Below are 19,118 nucleotides of genomic sequence, written 5' to 3'. Positions count from 1 at the left end.
TAGCCGTAGGGGAACCTGCGGCTGGATCACCTCCTTAATCGAAGATCCCAGCTTTTCATAAGCACCCACACGAATTGCTTGATTCACTGGCAAAAAAGCGATTGGGTCTAGACCCGAGAGTGAGACGATTGGGTCTGTAGCTCAGTTGGTTAGAGCGCACCCCTGATAAGGGTGAGGTCGGCAGTTCGAATCTGCCCAGACCCACCAATTGTCAAGGGGCGTGGCCGGTTCGCCCTCGGGAGAGGGTAGAGGGGCCATAGCTCAGCTGGGAGAGCGCCTGCTTTGCACGCAGGAGGTCAGGAGTTCGATCCTCCTTGGCTCCACCAACCACTCCATATCGCTAAAGCGCAGAAATGAATGTTTCCGGATCTCGGTCGGTGAACATTGATTTCTGGACTTTGCGCCAGAACGTTCTTTAAAAATTCGGGTATGTGATAGAAGTAGACTGATCGATTGTTTCACTGCAGTCGATCGGGTCAAGGTAAATTTGCGAGTTCAAGCGCGAATTTTCGGCGAATGTCGTCTTCACGAACCGCTCGAGCCTGCTGAGAAGCAGATTGCTTGGGGTTATATGGTCAAGTGAAGAAGCGCATACGGTGGATGCCTTGGCAGTCAGAGGCGATGAAAGACGTGGTAGCCTGCGATAAGCTTCGGGGAGTCGGCAAACAGACTGTGATCCGGAGATCTCTGAATGGGGGAACCCACCCAGCACAAGCTGGGTATCTTGTCCTGAATCCATAGGGGCAAGAGGCGAACCAGGGGAACTGAAACATCTAAGTACCCTGAGGAACAGAAATCAACCGAGATTCCCTTAGTAGTGGCGAGCGAACGGGGACTAGCCCTTAAGCGGGCTGGATTCTAGTAGAAGGCTCTGGAAAGGGCCGCCGTAGTGGGTGATAGCCCCGTATACGAAAGGATCCGGCGCGTGAAATCGAGTAGGACGGCGCACGTGAAACGTTGTCTGAACATGGGGGGACCATCCTCCAAGGCTAAATACTCCTGACTGACCGATAGTGAACCAGTACCGTGAGGGAAAGGCGAAAAGAACCCCGGAGAGGGGAGTGAAATAGAACCTGAAACCGTATGCGTACAAGCAGTGGGAGCCCACTTTGTTGGGTGACTGCGTACCTTTTGTATAATGGGTCAGCGACTTATATTCAGTGGCAAGCTTAACCGTTTAGGGGAGGCGTAGCGAAAGCGAGTCTTAATAGGGCGTTTAGTCGCTGGGTATAGACCCGAAACCGGGCGATCTATCCATGAGCAGGTTGAAGGTTAGGTAACACTGACTGGAGGACCGAACCGACTCCCGTTGAAAAGGTAGCGGATGACTTGTGGATCGGAGTGAAAGGCTAATCAAGCTCGGAGATAGCTGGTTCTCCTCGAAAGCTATTTAGGTAGCGCCTCGTGTATCACTGCTGGGGGTAGAGCACTGTTTCGGCTAGGGGGTCATCCCGACTTACCAAACCGATGCAAACTCCGAATACCGGCAAGTGTCAGCACGGGAGACACACGGCGGGTGCTAACGTCCGTCGTGAAAAGGGAAACAACCCAGACCGTCAGCTAAGGTCCCAAAGTCCTGGTTAAGTGGGAAACGATGTGGGAAGGCTTAGACAGCTAGGAGGTTGGCTTAGAAGCAGCCACCCTTTAAAGAAAGCGTAATAGCTCACTAGTCGAGTCGGCCTGCGCGGAAGATGTAACGGGGCTCAAACCAGGCACCGAAGCTACGGGTGCATCGCAAGATGCGCGGTAGAGGAGCGTTCTGTAAGCCTGTGAAGGTGAGTCGAGAGGCTTGCTGGAGGTATCAGAAGTGCGAATGCTGACATGAGTAACGACAATGGGTGTGAAAAACATCCACGCCGAAAGACCAAGGGTTCCTGCGCAACGTTAATCGACGCAGGGTGAGTCGGTCCCTAAGGCGAGGCTGAAGAGCGTAGTCGATGGGAAACGGGTTAATATTCCCGTACTTCTAGTTACTGCGATGGGGGGACGGAGAAGGCTAGGCCAGCTTGGCGTTGGTTGTCCAAGTTTAAGGTGGTAGGCCGAACACTTAGGCAAATCCGGGTGTTCAAGGCCGAGAGCTGATGACGAGCCTTCTTTTACGAAGGCGAAGTGGTTGATGCCCTGCTTCCAGGAAAAGCCTCTAAGCTTCAGGTAACTAGGAACCGTACCCCAAACCGACACAGGTGGTCGGGTAGAGAATACCAAGGCGCTTGAGAGAACTCGGGTGAAGGAACTAGGCAAAATGGCACCGTAACTTCGGGAGAAGGTGCGCCGGTGAGGGTGATGGATTTACTCCGTAAGCCCATGCCGGTCGAAGATACCAGGCCGCTGCGACTGTTTATTAAAAACACAGCACTCTGCAAACACGAAAGTGGACGTATAGGGTGTGACGCCTGCCCGGTGCCGGAAGGTTAATTGATGGGGTTAGCGCAAGCGAAGCTCTTGATCGAAGCCCCGGTAAACGGCGGCCGTAACTATAACGGTCCTAAGGTAGCGAAATTCCTTGTCGGGTAAGTTCCGACCTGCACGAATGGCGTAACGATGGCGGCGCTGTCTCCACCCGAGACTCAGTGAAATTGAAATCGCTGTGAAGATGCAGTGTATCCGCGGCTAGACGGAAAGACCCCGTGAACCTTTACTGTAGCTTTGCACTGGACTTTGAGCCTGCTTGTGTAGGATAGGTGGGAGGCTTTGAAGTGGGGACGCCAGTTCCCATGGAGCCATCCTTGAAATACCACCCTGGCATGCTTGAGGTTCTAACTCTGGTCCGTTATCCGGATCGAGGACAGTGTATGGTGGGCAGTTTGACTGGGGCGGTCTCCTCCCAAAGAGTAACGGAGGAGTACGAAGGTGCGCTCAGACCGGTCGGAAATCGGTCGCAGAGTATAAAGGCAAAAGCGCGCTTGACTGCGAGACAGACACGTCGAGCAGGTACGAAAGTAGGTCTTAGTGATCCGGTGGTTCTGTATGGAAGGGCCATCGCTCAACGGATAAAAGGTACTCCGGGGATAACAGGCTGATACCGCCCAAGAGTTCATATCGACGGCGGTGTTTGGCACCTCGATGTCGGCTCATCACATCCTGGGGCTGAAGCCGGTCCCAAGGGTATGGCTGTTCGCCATTTAAAGTGGTACGCGAGCTGGGTTTAGAACGTCGTGAGACAGTTCGGTCCCTATCTGCCGTGGACGTTTGAGATTTGAGAGGGGCTGACCTTAGTACGAGAGGACCGGGTTGGACGAACCTCTGGTGTTCCGGTTGTCACGCCAGTGGCACTGCCGGGTAGCTATGTTCGGAAAAGATAACCGCTGAAAGCATCTAAGCGGGAAACTTGCCTCAAGATGAGATCTCACTGGAGCCTCGAGCTCCCTGAAGGGCCGTCGAAGACTACGACGTTGATAGGTGGGGTGTGTAAGCGTTGTGAGGCGTTGAGCTAACCCATACTAATTGCCCGTGAGGCTTGACCATATAACACCCAAACAATCTGGCCCCCGACAGGGCGGTGCAGGGGTGAGGTCGAAGCCGACTGAACCGAAAATTTGGCTGAACCGCAAAGCCACCGAGACTGCAGTATCACATGCCCGATACGGGATGGCGCCTGACCGCGACGTCCCCACCGAATTGCTTGACGACCATAGAGCGTTGGAACCACCTGATCCCATCCCGAACTCAGCAGTGAAACGACGCATCGCCGATGGTAGTGTGGGGTTTCCCCATGCGAGAGTAGGTCATCGTCAAGCGCCTATCCCGAACCCCGAGCCGCAACAGACGGCTCGGGGGTTTTTGTTTGGAGCACTCGGCAGCGGGGCCGAGAGCGGGCAAGCTTGAGTGCCATGAAAGCGCTATCATTTTCTTGATAAGGCGGTCCTTGTTGATCAGTTCGTGTGGCTGGTGTGCATGCAAGGCCTGCTTCAGAGCATCCAGCATGAGGTTGTTATGAGCCCGATTTCAATCCTCTCCAGCCGAAACCGCTCCGTGAGCCCCATCTATAATCGAAATAACGGCCTGCCGATGTTGCTATGCTCCTAGGTTCTGTTGACGTATCAGCGCAGCCATAGCAAAACAGCCGCAAAAGCCAGCATTCCCTTGAAATGGCTGGCCCTCTTCTCATAGCGAGTGGTGATCCGCCGGTAGTGCTTCAGCTTGCCGAACAGGCACTCGATCACGTGCCGCTCCTTGTAGAGATGCCAGTCGCAGGAGCGTTGCTCGATGCGGTTCCGTCTGGCGGGAATGACGGCCTGGATCTGGCGCTCCTTCAGCCAGGCCAGAAGCGGGTTGGCGTCATAGCCCTTGTCGGCCAGCAGTGCCGACGTGGCGATCCCCGCCATGAGTGGGATCGCCTGGCTGATATCGGCCGCTTGACCCTCCGTCAGGATGAAGCGAATCGGTAACCCCAGCGCATCGGTCAACACATGGATCTTGCTGCTGAAGCCTCCTCGCGAACGCCCCAGTGCCTCCTGGGCCGCAGTACTGCTGGCCGCCCCGGCTGCACAGGCATGGGCACGCACGACGGAGCTGTCGATGCAGACGTGCTGAAGGTCGGCGTCCCGAGCCAGTACCGAGTGAAGCCGGTCCCAGATGCCGAGCCGGCACCAGCGGGTGAAGCGTTTGAAAACGCTGTTCCAGGAGCCGAGGCAACGAGGCAGCATCCGCCATTGAGCGCCGCTGCGTAGTATCCAGAGCACCGCCTCGACAAAGCGGCGACAGCGGAGAGTACGGGTCAGCCGGATCCCCTTCGTGGCGCTCAGCAGACTTTGGATACGGGACCCGTCGGTATCGCTCAGACGGCTTCTGTCAGTCATGGCAAAGCCCAGTTTTAGCACTGGGCTTGCGTCAACAGAACCTAATCATGGCAAGATCGAAAAACTCTATCTGACCCAAAGCCCACCACCGACGTTAGCTTTTTGGCTCAAACTGGTGGAAAACTGGTTCTCCCTACTCGCCGGCCGGCAGTTCAAGTGTGGTCGGTTTGGGTTCACGTAGTGTTGGAGTGCCATCCAGATTTGCATTGCCGAACACAACCCACCCTTACGCCAAGCCTTTCCAAGTCCATTGGGTTTTTAGATGTGTCTCGTTATTATGCTGCTCTCATATTGAAGCGGGGCCTCAAATGTTGACCTTATTAAAGCTTCTTCAAGATGGCCATTTTCATTCAGGGCAAGAAATTGGAAACACATTATGTATTAGTCGGAGTGCCGTTTGGAAGCAAATGCAGCGCTTAGAGGCTGAGTTAGGGATTCGGCTCAATCGAGTTAGGGGCAAAGGGTATAAATTAGCTCAGCCATTGGTTTTGTTAGCCAGCTTGGAACTAAGTAAAAAGGGTTTGGCCGACCTTTGGCCTTTTTACATTTATGACTTTTTGGATTCGACAAATACTGAGGCGCTCAGGCTTTTAGAGAAGGGAGTTGGCTCCCCTTTTTTGGTACTAGCTGAGCGGCAGGCTGCAGGGCGAGGAAGGCGTGGTCGTGTTTGGCAAAGCCCATTTGGAGTGAATATTTATTTAAGCTTAGTGAAGCAGGTTCAGGGTGGAGCTCGCCAGCTAGAGGGTTTAAGCCTTGTAGTTGGGCTTGCAGTGATGCATGCGTTACGAGGGGCAGGTATTACTGAAGCTGGGCTGAAATGGCCAAATGATGTTCTGGTGCAAGGAAAAAAAATAGCAGGAATCCTCTTGGAGTTGAGGGGGGATCCTGGGGATCTATGTCATGTTGTAGTGGGAATTGGTATCAATGTTAATATGGAGAATGAGAGCTCTATTGAGCAGCCGTGGACATCTATGCAATTAGAGCTCCGGCGGCTCATTGATAGGAATGATTTTATCTGTAAGCTAAGTCGACAAATACATGAATATTTGGCACGTCATATAGAATTAGGATTTGCTGCTTTCCGAAGTGAGTGGGAGTCAAACCACTTATGGCAGGGGCGCCAAGTGGTCTTAGTTGCAGGATCACAGCAGGTCAATGGCTTGATTTTAGGAGTTGATTCTGTTGGGGCTCTACGTCTGAGCGTTAATGGAATAGAGCAGCGGTATAGTGGGGGCGAAATCAGTCTGAGGTTATGTGATGGTCATTGAGCTTGACTGTGGCAATAGTTTTATAAAGTGGCGAGTTATTGATAAAGCTTCTCGGGTGCTTCTGAGTGGTGCGGTTAGGTCGCCTGAAGAGTTGCTCTGTGCTTTAAAAGGGGCTCGAATATTTCATGAATCGCACCATTGTCGTATGGTGAGTGTGCGTAGTGATGAGGAGACTGCTTATATAGAAAGGTGCCTTACTCAAAATTTTGGACTCAATGTATTAGTTGCGAGGCCGGCATCTTGCTTGGCTGGAGTGCGTAATGGATATATAAATTATGAAAATTTAGGGCTTGATAGATGGATGGCTATCATTGCTGCATTCCAGCTCTCGACTAGTGCCTGTCTAGTGCTGGATTTGGGCACGGCGGTCACGGCGGATTTTGTTGCTGCTGATGGTGAGCATAAGGGAGGATTTATTTGTCCCGGGCTACCGCTGCTACGCAGTCGGTTATGTGCGCACACTAGGCGCATTCAATATGACGCTATTGCCTCTAATGGTCTTATGGTTGAGCCCCTTGCTCCGGGTCGCTCTACGGTTGATGCAGTAGAGCGTGGATGTGCCTTAATGTTGAAAGGATTCGTACGCTCTCAGGTGGATCTGGCAATAGAGTATTGGGGTGATGACTATGAGGTCTTTCTGACTGGTGGGGATGCCTCTGTGGTCATTGATGCTTTGCCCCGTGCGAAGATTGTGCCCGATTTGATCTTTAGCGGGCTTGCTATCGCTTGCCCAATTCCTTTCTGAGGTTACACATGCGCTGGCTTTTTCTTTTGTTGCTGGTGTTGAATTTATTTTATTGGCTTTGGAGTGATTGGTCTTCTTCTCAAGGTATATAGCTTTGTGATCTTGCCCAGCACTCGTGGACACAGGTTTAAGCACTCATCCGGGCCTCGAAGACTTCCGGACTGATGTATCCCAGCGTGCTATGACGCCGCTGGCGGTTGTAGTTGGTCTCGATGTATTCGAACACGGTTTGACGCATCTGGCGCGCGTACCGAAGCGTTCTCCGTGAATGCACTCGACCTTCAGGCTGTGGAAGAAGCTTCCGGCACAGGCGTTGTCATAGCAATTACCCTTCGCACTCTGATCTTGCGCAGCCGATAGACATGGAGCAGTTCCCGATAGGCTGCCGAACAGTACTGGCTGCCTCGATCCGTATGCACGATCACGCCTTGGGGCTGCTTGCGCCGCCACAGGGCCATGCGCAAGGCATCGCGGGCCAGCTCGGCCGTCATGCGCTCGCTCATGGCCCAGCCGATCACCCTGCGCGAGTACAGTTCGATGATCACCGCCAGATACAGCCAGCCTGCCTCCGTGTGCAGGTAGGTGATGTCACCCGCCCATTTCTGGATTTCTGGTTCGGCGCTGTCGCCGTGAAGTCCTGTCGAAGCAGGTTGTCGGCCACCGGCAGCGAGTGCTGGGAGTTGGTTGTGGCCTTGGGCCTCCTGGCTGCCTTGGTTGGCAGCCCTTGACGCCGCATCGAGGTGGCGACCGTCTTGCGATTGCAGAACAACCCGGCTTCCCGCAGATCGTGACGCGACCGTGGGGCCCCACTACGACCCTCGCGTGCACGATAGGCCTCTGCAACCTGCCGATCCAGATTCGCCCGCCGCTGGTGACGCTTGGACGGCGGCCGCGAGCGCCAGGCATGGTAGCCACTGCGGGCGACGCCCAGCACGCGGCACATGGCTTTTACCGGGAACTAGCGCGCATGTGCCCGTATGAAGGCGTACCTTACTTGAGGCTCCTGGCAAAGTACGCGGCGGCCTTTTTTACGATGGCCAACTCTTCGGCCTGTTCGGCGAGCAGTCGCTGTTAGCGCCGATGTAAAACTGACCCACCTGGGCTAACGTCGCGGCCTTTTCGAGGCCGCCTATGTTGACCCAGGAGCAAGCAGTGGAGATCAGAGTATTGGCTCGTCAAGGGCACGGCATTCGGCAGATCGCCAAGATGCTGGGCGTGTCCCGTAACACCGTTCGGCGCTACCTCAAGGAGCCCGCCGTCCCGCGCTACTCGCCGCGAGACCCCAGGCCCACCAAGCTCGACCCCTTCCATGACTACACCGCTATCTGCGCGAGAGCCTCTACAACCCACTGCACAGCCGGGTGAAAGCCGCTGGCCTGCTGGTGGATTGCGGCACAGCCAATCGGCTGGTCGGCGACTGGCTGGCCGAGGTCGCCAATGTGCGCGTGCATGCCATGCTCGGCGAACGCACGATCGATCGCTGGCGTCGGGAGCAAGGCCTGCTGACACCCTTGCCATAGGCTCTGCGGCGGGACTGGGAGCCATTGTTGGGTAACCGGCCAAGACCCGTACCGCATGAGTCGTTGCAGCATCCGCTATCGGTCTATGAGTCGATTCGGGAGGCCTGCGCATGAACCTGCAACACGCGCGCATCGCCGAACTGTGCCAGGCGCTCAAGCTTGAGCGCATCGTCGATCACTACCCGCTGTTGGCCCAGCAGGCGGTCAGGGGCGACCTGAGCTTCGGCGACTTCCTGGAGCAGCTGCTGCGGCACGAGCACGGCTTTCGCCAGCAGCGCAGCCGCGAGTTGCTGACGCGAATGGCCTGCTTCCCGGCGATCAAGACGCCGGAGGAGTATGACTTCAGCTTCAGCCCTGGCGTGCCCAAGGCCCTGCTGCACGAGTTGGCAGGCCTGGCGTTCATCGAGCGCACCGAAAACATCGTGCTGATCGGCCCCTCGGGCGTCGGCAAGACGTATCTGGCCATCGCGCTGGGTTATCGGGCGGCACAGAGCGGCCTCAAGACCCGTTTCATCACGGCGGCCGACCTGATGCTGCAACTGGGAGCCGCCCAGCGGCAGGGGCGACTGAAGGCCTATCTCAATCGCACCATCCTGGCGCCGCGCCTACTGGTGATCGATGAGATCGGCTACCTGCCGTTCGGGCGCGAGGAGGCCAACCTGTTCTTCCAGGTCGTCGCCAAACGCTATGAAAAGGGCTCGATGATCCTGACCTCGAACCTGCCGTTCAGCCAGTGGGCCGATGCCTTCAGCGGCGACGCCACGCTGACGGCGGCCATGCTGGATCGGCTCCTGCACCACGCCCACATCCTCACCCTGACCGGAGAAAGCTACCGACTCAAGGATAAACGCAAGGCGGGCGTGATCCGCCAGAACCGTAAACCCGAGTGATCCAGGTGGGTCATTATTACTTCGGCAAATGAGGGCCAAGGTGGGTCAGTTTTCAGTCGGCGTTGACAGCTTGAGCCGGGCATTCTCGTCGGCCAACAACTGTTCGTGCTCGCTGCCGACCTGGTTCTACTGTTGCTTGCTCTGCCAGCCATAGAGCTGGGAAGGCTGCAGGCCGAGTTGTTCGACGGCCTGGCTGACGCCAATTCGCTCGGCCAGGGCCAGTGCCTCATCCTTGTAGACTTGGGAGTAGCGAGTACGGATTGGTTTCATCGGGCTTGCTTGCCTTGCCATGATTCACCTCGTTGCAGTGTATCGCTTAACGGGGTGTCGACTGAGGCTGGGCAAGATCAAGAAACGAACGGGTTAATAACAGGCTTTAGGTTGTAGGAGCAACAAAGAGGATGGAAGGGCTTGCAAGTCCTATGCGTCTTGAATAGAATTCCGCCCGCTTTCAGGTGATGGCTAGTTTGAAAATCGCCTAAAGTAGCAGTCGGGTAAGGTAAGTTCAGGTTTTTAAAGAAAAAACCCTTGACGGCTGTGGAGCTGCAGTGCAGAATGCAGGCAGGTTTAGGAGGGGTTCCCGAGTGGCCAAAGGGATCAGACTGTAAATCTGACGTCATAGACTTCGAAGGTTCGAATCCTTCCCCCTCCACCAGATTTTGAGCATTAGCCTGATGGCCATGCGGGTATAGTTCAGTGGTAGAACCTCAGCCTTCCAAGCTGATGATGCGGGTTCGATTCCCGCTACCCGCTCCAGGTTTGGTTGTTGCTGGATTTTTGCTCATGTAGCTCAGCTGGTAGAGCACACCCTTGGTAAGGGTGAGGTCAGCGGTTCGAATCCGCTCATGAGCTCCATATTAAAGGCAGATATGAGAGTATCTGCCTTTGTTTTGGTGGTGTGATTCTTGTGGGGTGGTCTCGGTGGCTAAAGAAAAGTTCGAGCGTAATAAGCCGCACGTCAACGTTGGCACCATCGGTCATGTGGACCATGGCAAGACCACTCTGACGGCTGCGCTGACCAAGGTCTGCTCCGAGACCTGGGGTGGCTCTGCTCGCGCCTTCGACCAGATCGACAACGCGCCGGAAGAAAAGGCTCGCGGCATCACCATCAACACTTCCCACGTTGAGTACGATTCCGCTATTCGCCACTATGCGCACGTTGACTGCCCCGGTCACGCCGACTATGTGAAGAATATGATTACCGGCGCTGCCCAGATGGATGGTGCGATCCTGGTCTGCTCGGCTGCCGATGGCCCCATGCCGCAAACTCGCGAGCACATCCTGCTGTCGCGTCAGGTAGGCGTTCCCTACATCGTCGTGTTCCTGAACAAGGCCGACATGGTGGACGATGCCGAGCTCCTGGAGCTGGTCGAGATGGAAGTGCGCGATCTGCTGTCGACCTACGACTTCCCGGGCGATGACACTCCGATCATCACCGGCTCCGCACTGATGGCGCTGGAAGGTAAGGATGACAACGGCATCGGCGTTTCTGCTGTGCGCAAGCTGGTGGAAACCCTGGACTCTTATATCCCGGAGCCGGTGCGTGCCATCGATCAGCCGTTCCTGATGCCGATCGAGGACGTGTTCTCGATCTCTGGTCGCGGCACCGTGGTGACTGGTCGTGTCGAGCGTGGCATCGTCAAGGTGGGTGAAGAGGTGGAAATCGTCGGTATCCGTCCGACCACCAAGACCACCTGCACTGGCGTGGAAATGTTCCGCAAGCTGCTCGATGAAGGTCGTGCCGGCGAAAACATTGGTGCCCTGCTGCGTGGTACCAAGCGCGAAGACGTGGAGCGTGGCCAGGTTCTGGCTAAGCCGGGCACCATCAAGCCGCACACCAAGTTCGAGGCCGAAGTGTACGTGCTGTCCAAGGAGGAGGGTGGTCGTCACACTCCGTTCTTCAAGGGCTATCGTCCGCAGTTCTACTTCCGCACCACTGACGTGACCGGTAACGTCGAGCTGCCGGAAGGCGTCGAGATGGTGATGCCAGGCGACAATATCAAGATGGTCGTCACCCTGATCGCTCCGATCGCCATGGAAGACGGCCTGCGCTTTGCCATTCGCGAAGGTGGTCGTACCGTGGGCGCCGGCGTGGTTGCCAAAATTATCGAGTAATTCGTTGATTTTTTCTTGTAGGGCTGACAGAATTGTTGGCCTTGTCAAAGTTTTAGGCCAGTAGCTCAATTGGCAGAGCGGCGGTCTCCAAAACCGCAGGTTGGGGGTTCGATTCCCTCCTGGCCTGCCAGATTTCAAAGGATTTCTGGCATTTCTTATAGGGTTTCTCGGATGAATGCCAAGGCTGAAGCTAAAGAGTCTCGCTTTGATTTGGTAAAGTGGCTCGTGGTAGTGCTCTTGGTCGCTGTAGGTGTGGTTGGTAATCAACTATACTCCGAAGAATCCATTCTATATCGCGTGGTTGCGTTGCTGGCTTTGGGGGGGGTGGCGTCTTTCGTTGCGCTCAAGACCAGTAAGGGGCAGGTCTTTTTCTCTCTGGCGAAAGAGGCGCGTGCCGAAATTCGCAAGGTTGTCTGGCCGACCCGTCAAGAGACTACGCAAACCACATTGATCGTGGTGGCTGTAGTTCTGGTGATGGCACTACTATTGTGGGGGCTTGATTCCCTGCTTGGTTGGCTGGTTTCCATGATCGTTGGTTAAGGGTGCATTCGTGGCTAAGCGTTGGTACGTTGTTCATGCCTATTCAGGCTACGAAAAGCATGTCATGCGCTCGTTGGTCGAACGGGTCAAACTTGCCGGGATGGAAGATCAGTTCGGCGAGATTCTGGTTCCCACCGAAGAGGTGGTGGAAATGCGGAACGGCCAGAAGCGCAAAAGCGAGCGGAAGTTCTTTCCAGGTTACGTGCTGGTCCAGATGGAGATGAACGAGGCAACGTGGCACCTGATCAAGGATACGCCTCGTGTCATGGGTTTTATTGGCGGTACTGCCGACAAGCCCGCGCCCATTACCGACAAGGAGGCTGAGGCTATTCTTCGTCGAGTGGCTGACAGCGGTGATCGGCCAAAGCCGAAGACCTTGTTCGAGCCGGGTGAGGTGGTGCGTGTCATTGACGGCCCCTTTGCAGATTTCAATGGGGTCGTGGAAGAGGTCAATTACGAGAAGAGTCGCATCCAGGTAGCGGTGCTTATCTTCGGTCGCTCCACACCAGTGGAGCTGGAGTTCAGTCAAGTCGAAAAGGCATAGCTGAAGAACTCACCCATACCCCGCAGTCACAGGCTGCGGGGTTTTGTCGTCACTAGGGCAATCGCGAAAGCAATAGGGGAGCCTTCGGGCGTTTGAACCCATAACTGGAGTTTTGCATGGCTAAGAAGATTCAGGCTTATATCAAGCTGCAAGTGAAGGCCGGCCAGGCCAATCCGTCGCCGCCGGTCGGTCCGGCTCTGGGTCAGCATGGTGTGAATATCATGGAGTTCTGCAAGGCGTTCAACGCCAGGACCCAAGGCATGGAGCTGGGTCTGCCGACTCCGGTGATCATCACCGTCTATAGTGACCGCAGCTTTACTTTTGAAACCAAGAGCACCCCGGCATCCGTCTTGCTGAAAAAGGCGGCCGGTATCTCCAGTGGTTCTTCTCGTCCGAACACCCAGAAAGTCGGCACCGTGAACCGTGCTCAGTTGGAAGAGATCGCCAAGGCCAAGCAGGCCGATCTGACGGCCGCTGACCTGGAAGCTGCTGTGCGTACCATCGCTGGTTCCGCGCGCAGCATGGGCCTGAACGTGGAGGGTGTTTAAATGGCTAAGCTGACCAAGCGCCAGAAGGCGATCGCTGCAAAGGTAGAGGCAGGCAAGCAGTACGGCTTCGAAGAAGCTGCCGCTCTGCTGGCTGATCTCTCCACCATCAAGTTCAAAGAATCTGTAGACATCGCCATTAATCTTGGTGTGGATCCGCGTAAGTCTGACCAGGTTGTGCGTGGCGCCACCGTGCTGCCGAACGGCACCGGCAAGAGCGTGCGCGTTGCCGTGTTTACCCAAGGGCCTGCTGCCGAAGCAGCCTTGGCCGCTGGTGCCGACAAGGTAGGCATGGACGAGTTGGCTGCCGAAATGAAGGGTGGCGATCTGAGCTATGACGTGGTTATTGCCTCTCCGGATGCAATGCGTGTCGTTGGTCAGTTGGGTCAGATCCTTGGTCCGCGTGGTCTGATGCCGAACCCGAAAGTGGGTACCGTGACCCCCGACGTAGCCACGGCGGTGAAAAACGCCAAGGCTGGCCAGGTGCGCTTCCGTACCGACAAGAACGGTATCATCCACGCTTCGGTGGGTAAGGTCGATTTCGAACCGGTCAAGCTGAAACAGAACGTCGAAGCCCTGCTGAGTGATCTGAAGCGCCTGAAGCCGTCCACCTCCAAAGGAGTCTACGTCAAGCGTGTGACCCTCAGCACGACCATGGGGCCGGGGCTGGTCATCGATCAGGCTTCTCTGGAGGCCTAAAGCATTGAGCGTGGCGGGCTGATTCGTCACGCCGACTATTGGGGTCCCTGCCTGGCGGGGGCTATCCAAGACCGTAGGCGGCGCAAGCCTTAAACCCTCAGCCTACGCAGATGGTGCTCCCGATTCGTACCGAATCAGACACCAAAGCGCGTCCGGCTCTGCTGGGCGAAACGGTAATATCCAGGAGTAAACCCGTGGCAATCAAGCTCGAAGACAAGAAGGCCATCGTCGCTGAAGTCAACGAGGCTGCCAAGGCTGCCCTGTCCGCTGTCGTGGCTGATGCCCGTGGCGTGACCGTCGGCGCCATGACCGGACTCCGTAAAGAGGCCCGCGAGGCTGGTGTGTACGTGCGAGTCGTGCGTAATACCCTGGCCCGCCGCGCTGTTGCAGGCACTCAGTTCGAGATCCTGAACGACGCGCTCAAGGGCCCGACCCTGATCGCTTTCTCCAACGAACATCCGGGCGCTGCAGCCCGTATCTTCAAGGAGTTTGCCAAGGGCCAGGACAAGTTCGAGATCAAGGCCGCTGCATTCGAGGGGCAGTTCCTCGCAGCCAACCAGATCGACGTATTGGCTACCCTGCCGACCTACAACGAAGCCGTTGCACAGCTGATGAGCGTGATTCAGGGCGCTACCAGCAAGCTGGCCCGTACCTTGGCGGCAATTCGCGACCAGAAAGAAGGTGCGGCTGCCTGATCGGCATCCGGCTTCTTTCGTACTCATATTTAACTTTGATGGCCGCGAAAAGGCCGTCTATCCCTCACAGGAATTAGAGTCATGGCTCTGACCAACGAAGATATCATCAACGCCGTATCCGAAATGTCCGTCATGCAGATCGTTGAGCTGATCAAGGCGATGGAAGAGAAGTTCGGCGTGACTGCAGCCGCTGCCGTGGCTGCCGGTCCGGCTGCCGCTGCTCCGGTCGCCGAAGAGCAGACCGAGTTCACCATCGTTCTCGCCGAGGCTGGCGAAAAGAAAGTGAACGTGATCAAGGTCGTTCGCGAGCTGACCGGTCTGGGTCTGAAAGAGGCCAAGGCTGTCGTCGACGGCGCTCCCGGCGTGGTCAAGGAAGGCGTTTCCAAGGAAGAGGCCGAGGCTGCTAAGAAAGCCCTGGAAGAAGCTGGCGCGAAAGTCGAGCTCAAGTAAGCGACGATCTTGCGTCTACAGCCTACGCGTCTTGCGTAAGGCTGATGGCTGGTGGCTGGAGCCACCGGCCTTTTTCCGTTGTGGGTGGCTTGCTGTCTGTCGCCGCCCATGACTACCACCTCAGAGGTGGCGCAGGCAATCGGCCTGCACGATTTCTGGCCGCTCCCCTCCGGAGAGGCCAAATAAGCAGGTGACCAAGCTGGGGAACGCTGATGGCTTACTCATACACTGAGAAAAAACGTATCCGCAAGGACTTTAGCAAGTTGCCGGACGTCATGGATGTGCCTTATCTCCTGGCTATCCAGTTGGATTCCTACCGCGAGTTCTTGCAGGCCGGTGCGAGCAAAGACAGGCTCCGCGACGTTGGCTTGCACGCAGCCTTCAAATCCGTTTTCCCGATCATCAGCTATTCCGGCAATGCCGCTCTGGAATACGTTGGCTACCGTCTGGGCGAGCCGGCTTTCGACGTCAAGGAGTGCGTGCTGCGTGGCGTAACTTTTGCTGTACCGCTTCGCGTGAAGGTGCGCCTGATCATTTTCGACAAGGAGTCTTCGAACAAGGCGATCAAGGACATCAAGGAGCAGGAAGTCTACATGGGGGAAATCCCCCTGATGACCGAGAACGGCACCTTTATCGTCAACGGTACCGAGCGTGTGATCGTTTCTCAGCTGCACCGTTCCCCAGGTGTGTTCTTCGACCACGACCGTGGCAAGACCCATAGCTCTGGCAAGCTGCTGTATTCCGCTCGCATCATTCCCTACCGCGGCTCTTGGCTCGATTTCGAATTCGATCCGAAAGATGCTGTGTTCGTCCGCATCGACCGTCGCCGCAAGCTGCCGGCCTCGGTGTTGCTGCGTGCGCTGGGATACAGCACCGAAGAGGTGCTGGACATCTTCTACGCCACCAATGTGTTCCATGTGACAGAGCATGGCCTCAGTCTGGAGCTGGTGCCGCAACGTCTGCGTGGCGAAATCGCTGCATTCGACATCAAGGACGCTGCTGGCAAGGTCATCGTCGAGCAGGGGCGGCGCATTACTGCTCGTCATATCAATCAGTTGGAAAAGGCCGGTATCAAGGAGCTGGACGTCCCGCTGGAATATGTCACTGGCCGCACCACGGCCAAGGTTATAGTGCATCCGTCTACCGGCGAGATCATCGCCGAGTGCAACAGCGAGCTGACCCCCGATCTGCTGGTGAAGATCGCCAAGGCTCAAGTCGTACGCATCGAGACTCTCTACACCAACGACATCGATTGTGGTCCGTTTATTTCCGACACTCTGAAGATCGACTCGACCACCAATCAGCTGGAAGCATTGGTCGAGATCTACCGCATGATGCGTCCGGGCGAGCCGCCGACCAAAGATGCAGCCGAGACCTTGTTCAACAATCTGTTCTTCAGCGCCGAGCGTTACGATCTGTCCGCTGTGGGTCGCATGAAGTTCAACCGCCGCATCGGTCGCGAAGAGATCGAGGGGCCTGGTGTGCTGAGCCGCGAGGATATCGTCGACGTGCTCAAGACCCTGGTCGATATCCGTAACGGCAAGGGCATCGTCGATGACATTGACCACCTGGGTAACCGTCGCGTGCGCTGTGTCGGCGAAATGGCCGAGAACCAGTTCCGGGTTGGCTTGGTCCGCGTCGAGCGCGCGGTCAAGGAGCGCCTGTCGATGGCCGAAAGCGAAGGCCTGATGCCACAGGATCTGATCAACGCCAAGCCAGTGGCAGCCGCGGTCAAGGAGTTCTTCGGCTCCAGCCAGTTGTCGCAGTTCATGGACCAGAACAACCCGCTATCGGAAATCACTCACAAGCGCCGTGTTTCCGCTCTCGGTCCAGGCGGTCTGACCCGCGAGCGTGCCGGCTTCGAAGTGCGCGACGTGCACCCGACCCACTACGGTCGTGTCTGCCCGATCGAAACGCCTGAAGGTCCGAACATCGGCTTGATCAACTCCCTGGCTGCCTATGCTCGCACCAATCAGTACGGTTTCCTGGAGAGCCCATACCGTGTAGTCAAGGAAGGGCAGGTCACCGACCAGATCGTGTTCCTTTCTGCCATTGAGGAAGCCGACCACGTGATTGCTCAGGCTTCGGCAACGCTAGACGAAAGTGGCCGGCTGATTGACGAGTTGGTGGCTGTCCGTCATCTGAACGAGTTTACTGTCAAGGCGCCGGAAGACGTCACGCTGATGGACGTCTCGCCGCGTCAGGTGGTGTCTGTTGCTGCCTCGTTGATTCCGTTCCTCGAACATGACGATGCCAACCGTGCGCTCATGGGCTCCAACATGCAGCGTCAGGCGGTGCCGACCCTGCGTGCCGACAAGCCGCTGGTAGGTACCGGGATGGAGCGCAACGTGGCGCGCGACTCCGGCGTTTGTGTGGTGGCTCGCCGTGGTGGGGTGATCGATTCGGTCGACGCCAGCCGCATCGTGGTGCGCGTTAATGACGACGAGGTCGAAACCGGCGAAGCTGGTGTCGATATCTACAACCTGACTAAGTACACCCGCTCCAACCAGAACACCTGCATTAACCAGCGTCCGCTGGTCAGCAAGGGGGATCAGGTCTCGCGCGGCGACATCATGGCCGACGGCCCGTCCACCGACATGGGCGAGTTGGCCTTGGGGCAGAACATGCGCGTGGCGTTCATGCCCTGGAACGGCTTCAACTTCGAGGACTCCATCTGTCTGTCCGAGCGCGTAGTCCAGGAGGACCGCTTCACCACCATCCATATTCAGGAGCTGACCTGTGTGGCGCGTGACACCAAGCTCGGCCCGGAAGAGATCACTGCGGATATCCCGAACGTTGGTGAGGCTGCGCTAAACAAGCTGGACGAGGCCGGTATTGTCTACGTCGGTGCCGAGGTTATGGCTGGTGACATCCTGGTCGGCAAGGTCACCCCGAAGGGCGAGACCCAGCTGACTCCCGAAGAGAAACTGCTGCGAGCGATCTTCGGCGAGAAAGCCAGCGACGTGAAGGACACTTCCCTGCGCGTGCCGACTGGCACCAAGGGCACCGTCATCGATGTCCAAGTGTTCACCCGGGATGGCGTCGAGCGCGATTCCCGTGCTCTGTCCATCGAGAAGATGCAGCTGGACGAGATCCGCAAGGACCTCAATGAGGAGTTCCGTATCGTCGAAGGCGCTACCTTCGAGCGTCTACGGGTCGCTCTGGTCGGTGCCGTTTGCGAAGGCGGGGCCGGCCTGAAGAAGGGTACCGAGATCGAAGACGAAATGCTCGACGGGCTCGAGCGTGGGCAGTGGTTCAAGCTGCGCATGGCCGACGACGCGCTCAACGAGCAGTTGGAGAAGGCCCAGGCCTATCTGTCCGATCGTCGTCAGCTGCTCGACGACAAGTTTGAGGACAAGAAGCGCAAGCTGCAGCAGGGCGACGACCTGGCGCCGGGCGTGCTGAAGATCGTCAAGGTCTACCTGGCCATCAAGCGCCGCATCCAGCCGGGCGACAAGATGGCCGGCCGTCATGGCAACAAGGGTGTGGTGTCGGTGATCATGCCGGTCGAGGACATGCCCCACGATGCCAACGGCACTCCCGTGGACATCGTTCTGAACCCGCTGGGCGTGCCATCGCGGATGAACGTCGGACAGATCCTCGAAACCCACCTAGGCTTGGCGGCCAAAGGCCTGGGCGAGAAGATCAACCGGATGCTTGAGGAGCAGCGCAAGGTCGCCGAGCTGCGCCAGTTCCTTGCAAAGGTGTACAACGAGATTGGCGGGCGCAAGGAAGAAGAGCTGGACTCTCTGAATGATACCGAGATCCTCGACCTGGCAAACAACCTGCGCGGTGGCGTGCCGATGGCCACGCCGGTATTCGATGGGGCCAAGGAAAGCGAAATCAAGGCCATGCTGAAGCTGGCCGATCTGCCGGAAAGCGGTCAGATGCGCCTGTTCGATGGCCGGACCGGCAACCAGTTCGAGCGCCCGACCACCGTCGGCTACATGTACATGCTCAAGCTGAACCACCTGGTCGACGACAAGATGCACGCGCGCTCTACCGGTTCTTACAGTCTGGTGACCCAGCAACCGCTGGGCGGCAAGGCGCAGTTCGGCGGTCAGCGCTTCGGGGAGATGGAGGTCTGGGCACTGGAGGCCTATGGTGCCGCCTACACCCTGCAGGAAATGCTCACCGTGAAGTCGGATGACGTGAATGGCCGGACCAAGATGTACAAGAACATCGTGGACGGCGATCACCGCATGGAGGCCGGGATGCCCGAGTCCTTCAACGTGCTGATCAAAGAAATTCGCTCGCTCGGCATCGACATCGAACTGGAAACCGAATAACCACGTACCGTCCATGCGG

13 protein-coding genes, 6 tRNA genes, 3 rRNA genes and 3 pseudogenes (1 of these 25 only partly in view) are annotated in these 19,118 nt (G+C 56.9%); 22 read left to right on the top strand and 3 right to left on the bottom strand.

Translation table 11 applies throughout. The annotated features are described in order from the left end of the window. From Atro_RS10920 to rrf, 5 genes are all read left to right on the top strand, one after another. Positions 1–37 (top strand): 16S ribosomal RNA (locus Atro_RS10920) (it extends 1,498 nt beyond the left edge of the window). A 93-nt stretch (positions 38–130) separates the two neighbouring features. Next, positions 131–207 (top strand) — tRNA-Ile (locus Atro_RS10915). 43 nt (positions 208–250) lie between these two features. After that, positions 251–326, top strand: a tRNA-Ala gene (locus tag Atro_RS10910). A gap of 247 nt (positions 327–573) precedes the next feature. Then, positions 574–3,465 (top strand): 23S ribosomal RNA (locus tag Atro_RS10905). A gap of 156 nt (positions 3,466–3,621) precedes the next feature. Beyond that, positions 3,622–3,737 (top strand): 5S ribosomal RNA (gene rrf / locus Atro_RS10900). The 16S, 23S and 5S rRNA genes sit together here with 2 tRNA genes alongside, the layout of an rRNA operon. 303 nt (positions 3,738–4,040) lie before the next feature. On the opposite strand, the gene Atro_RS10895 is transcribed toward rrf, so the two are convergent. After that, positions 4,041–4,799: an IS5 family transposase gene (locus Atro_RS10895; RefSeq protein ID WP_497927590.1), complete on the bottom strand. Its 759-nt coding sequence runs from the start codon at positions 4,797–4,799 to the stop codon at positions 4,041–4,043. Between the two features lie 308 nt (positions 4,800–5,107). Here Atro_RS10895 and birA point away from each other — a divergent pair, with 308 nt between their 5' ends. Both birA and Atro_RS10885 read left to right on the top strand, forming a co-directional pair. Continuing rightward, the gene (gene birA / locus Atro_RS10890; RefSeq protein WP_497927589.1) at positions 5,108–6,067 is read left to right on the top strand and encodes a bifunctional biotin--[acetyl-CoA-carboxylase] ligase/biotin operon repressor BirA; all 960 of its coding nucleotides are present in this window, start codon (positions 5,108–5,110) and stop codon (positions 6,065–6,067) included. After that, positions 6,057–6,812, top strand: a complete 756-nt coding sequence (locus tag Atro_RS10885; protein WP_497927588.1) for a pantothenate kinase — start codon at positions 6,057–6,059, stop codon at positions 6,810–6,812. Before birA ends, Atro_RS10885 begins: the two co-directional genes overlap by 11 nt. A gap of 127 nt (positions 6,813–6,939) precedes the next feature. Here the strand turns inward: Atro_RS10885 and Atro_RS10880 are convergent. Further along, positions 6,940–7,883 (bottom strand): annotated as a pseudogene (locus tag Atro_RS10880) (IS3 family transposase); the annotation flags it as partial. A 60-nt stretch (positions 7,884–7,943) separates the two neighbouring features. Here Atro_RS10880 and Atro_RS10875 point away from each other — a divergent pair. The 3 genes and pseudogenes from Atro_RS10875 to istB form a co-directional block, all read left to right on the top strand. After that, positions 7,944–8,129 (top strand): annotated as a pseudogene (locus Atro_RS10875) (helix-turn-helix domain-containing protein); the annotation flags it as partial. A 44-nt stretch (positions 8,130–8,173) separates the two neighbouring features. Next, entirely contained in the window at positions 8,174–8,332 is a 159-nt protein-coding gene (locus Atro_RS10870) for a hypothetical protein (RefSeq protein ID WP_497927587.1), read from the top strand. Between the two features lie 110 nt (positions 8,333–8,442). Next, positions 8,443–9,222: an IS21-like element helper ATPase IstB gene (istB, locus tag Atro_RS10865; RefSeq protein ID WP_497927586.1), complete on the top strand. Its 780-nt coding sequence runs from the start codon at positions 8,443–8,445 to the stop codon at positions 9,220–9,222. 129 nt (positions 9,223–9,351) lie between these two features. On the opposite strand, the pseudogene Atro_RS10860 reads toward istB, so the two are convergent. Next, a pseudogene (locus Atro_RS10860) lies at positions 9,352–9,513 on the bottom strand (transposase); the annotation flags it as partial. Positions 9,514–9,792: 279 nt separating this feature from the next. Here Atro_RS10860 and Atro_RS10855 point away from each other — a divergent pair. From Atro_RS10855 to rpoB, 12 genes are all read left to right on the top strand, one after another. Next, positions 9,793–9,877: transfer RNA gene (locus tag Atro_RS10855), tRNA-Tyr, on the top strand. Between the two features lie 27 nt (positions 9,878–9,904). Next, positions 9,905–9,978 (top strand) — tRNA-Gly (locus Atro_RS10850). A gap of 23 nt (positions 9,979–10,001) precedes the next feature. Further along, a tRNA-Thr gene (locus Atro_RS10845) sits at positions 10,002–10,077 on the top strand. 66 nt (positions 10,078–10,143) lie between these two features. Continuing rightward, positions 10,144–11,337: an elongation factor Tu gene (gene tuf, locus Atro_RS10840; RefSeq protein ID WP_497927578.1), complete on the top strand. Its 1,194-nt coding sequence runs from the start codon at positions 10,144–10,146 to the stop codon at positions 11,335–11,337. Between the two features lie 54 nt (positions 11,338–11,391). After that, a tRNA-Trp gene (locus tag Atro_RS10835) sits at positions 11,392–11,467 on the top strand. A 41-nt stretch (positions 11,468–11,508) separates the two neighbouring features. Then, on the top strand, positions 11,509–11,877 hold the full coding sequence (secE, locus tag Atro_RS10830; protein ID WP_497927585.1) for a preprotein translocase subunit SecE: 369 nt from the start codon (positions 11,509–11,511) through the stop codon (positions 11,875–11,877). Positions 11,878–11,887: 10 nt separating this feature from the next. Then, a complete protein-coding gene (gene nusG, locus Atro_RS10825; RefSeq protein WP_497927584.1) occupies positions 11,888–12,421 on the top strand; it encodes a transcription termination/antitermination protein NusG in 534 nt (177 codons plus the stop codon). Between the two features lie 116 nt (positions 12,422–12,537). Continuing rightward, entirely contained in the window at positions 12,538–12,969 is a 432-nt protein-coding gene (rplK, locus tag Atro_RS10820) for a 50S ribosomal protein L11 (RefSeq protein ID WP_039806175.1), read from the top strand. Further along, complete coding sequence (gene rplA / locus Atro_RS10815) at positions 12,970–13,665, top strand: 50S ribosomal protein L1 (RefSeq protein ID WP_497927583.1); 696 nt, start codon at positions 12,970–12,972, stop codon at positions 13,663–13,665. Positions 13,666–13,859: 194 nt separating this feature from the next. Continuing rightward, on the top strand, positions 13,860–14,360 hold the full coding sequence (gene rplJ, locus Atro_RS10810; RefSeq protein ID WP_497927582.1) for a 50S ribosomal protein L10: 501 nt from the start codon (positions 13,860–13,862) through the stop codon (positions 14,358–14,360). A gap of 81 nt (positions 14,361–14,441) precedes the next feature. Continuing rightward, the gene (gene rplL, locus Atro_RS10805) at positions 14,442–14,810 is read left to right on the top strand and encodes a 50S ribosomal protein L7/L12 (protein ID WP_084339815.1); all 369 of its coding nucleotides are present in this window, start codon (positions 14,442–14,444) and stop codon (positions 14,808–14,810) included. A gap of 212 nt (positions 14,811–15,022) precedes the next feature. Further along, positions 15,023–19,099 (top strand): DNA-directed RNA polymerase subunit beta, encoded by a 4,077-nt coding sequence (gene rpoB, locus Atro_RS10800; protein WP_497927581.1) that lies wholly within the window; start codon positions 15,023–15,025, stop codon positions 19,097–19,099. Positions 19,100–19,118: the final 19 nt, after the last annotated feature.

The sequence above is a fragment of the Azotobacter tropicalis genome, assembly GCF_059739045.1.
The sequence above is the reverse complement of the archived record's forward strand: the minus strand, read 5'-3'. Positions and strand labels throughout refer to the sequence as shown.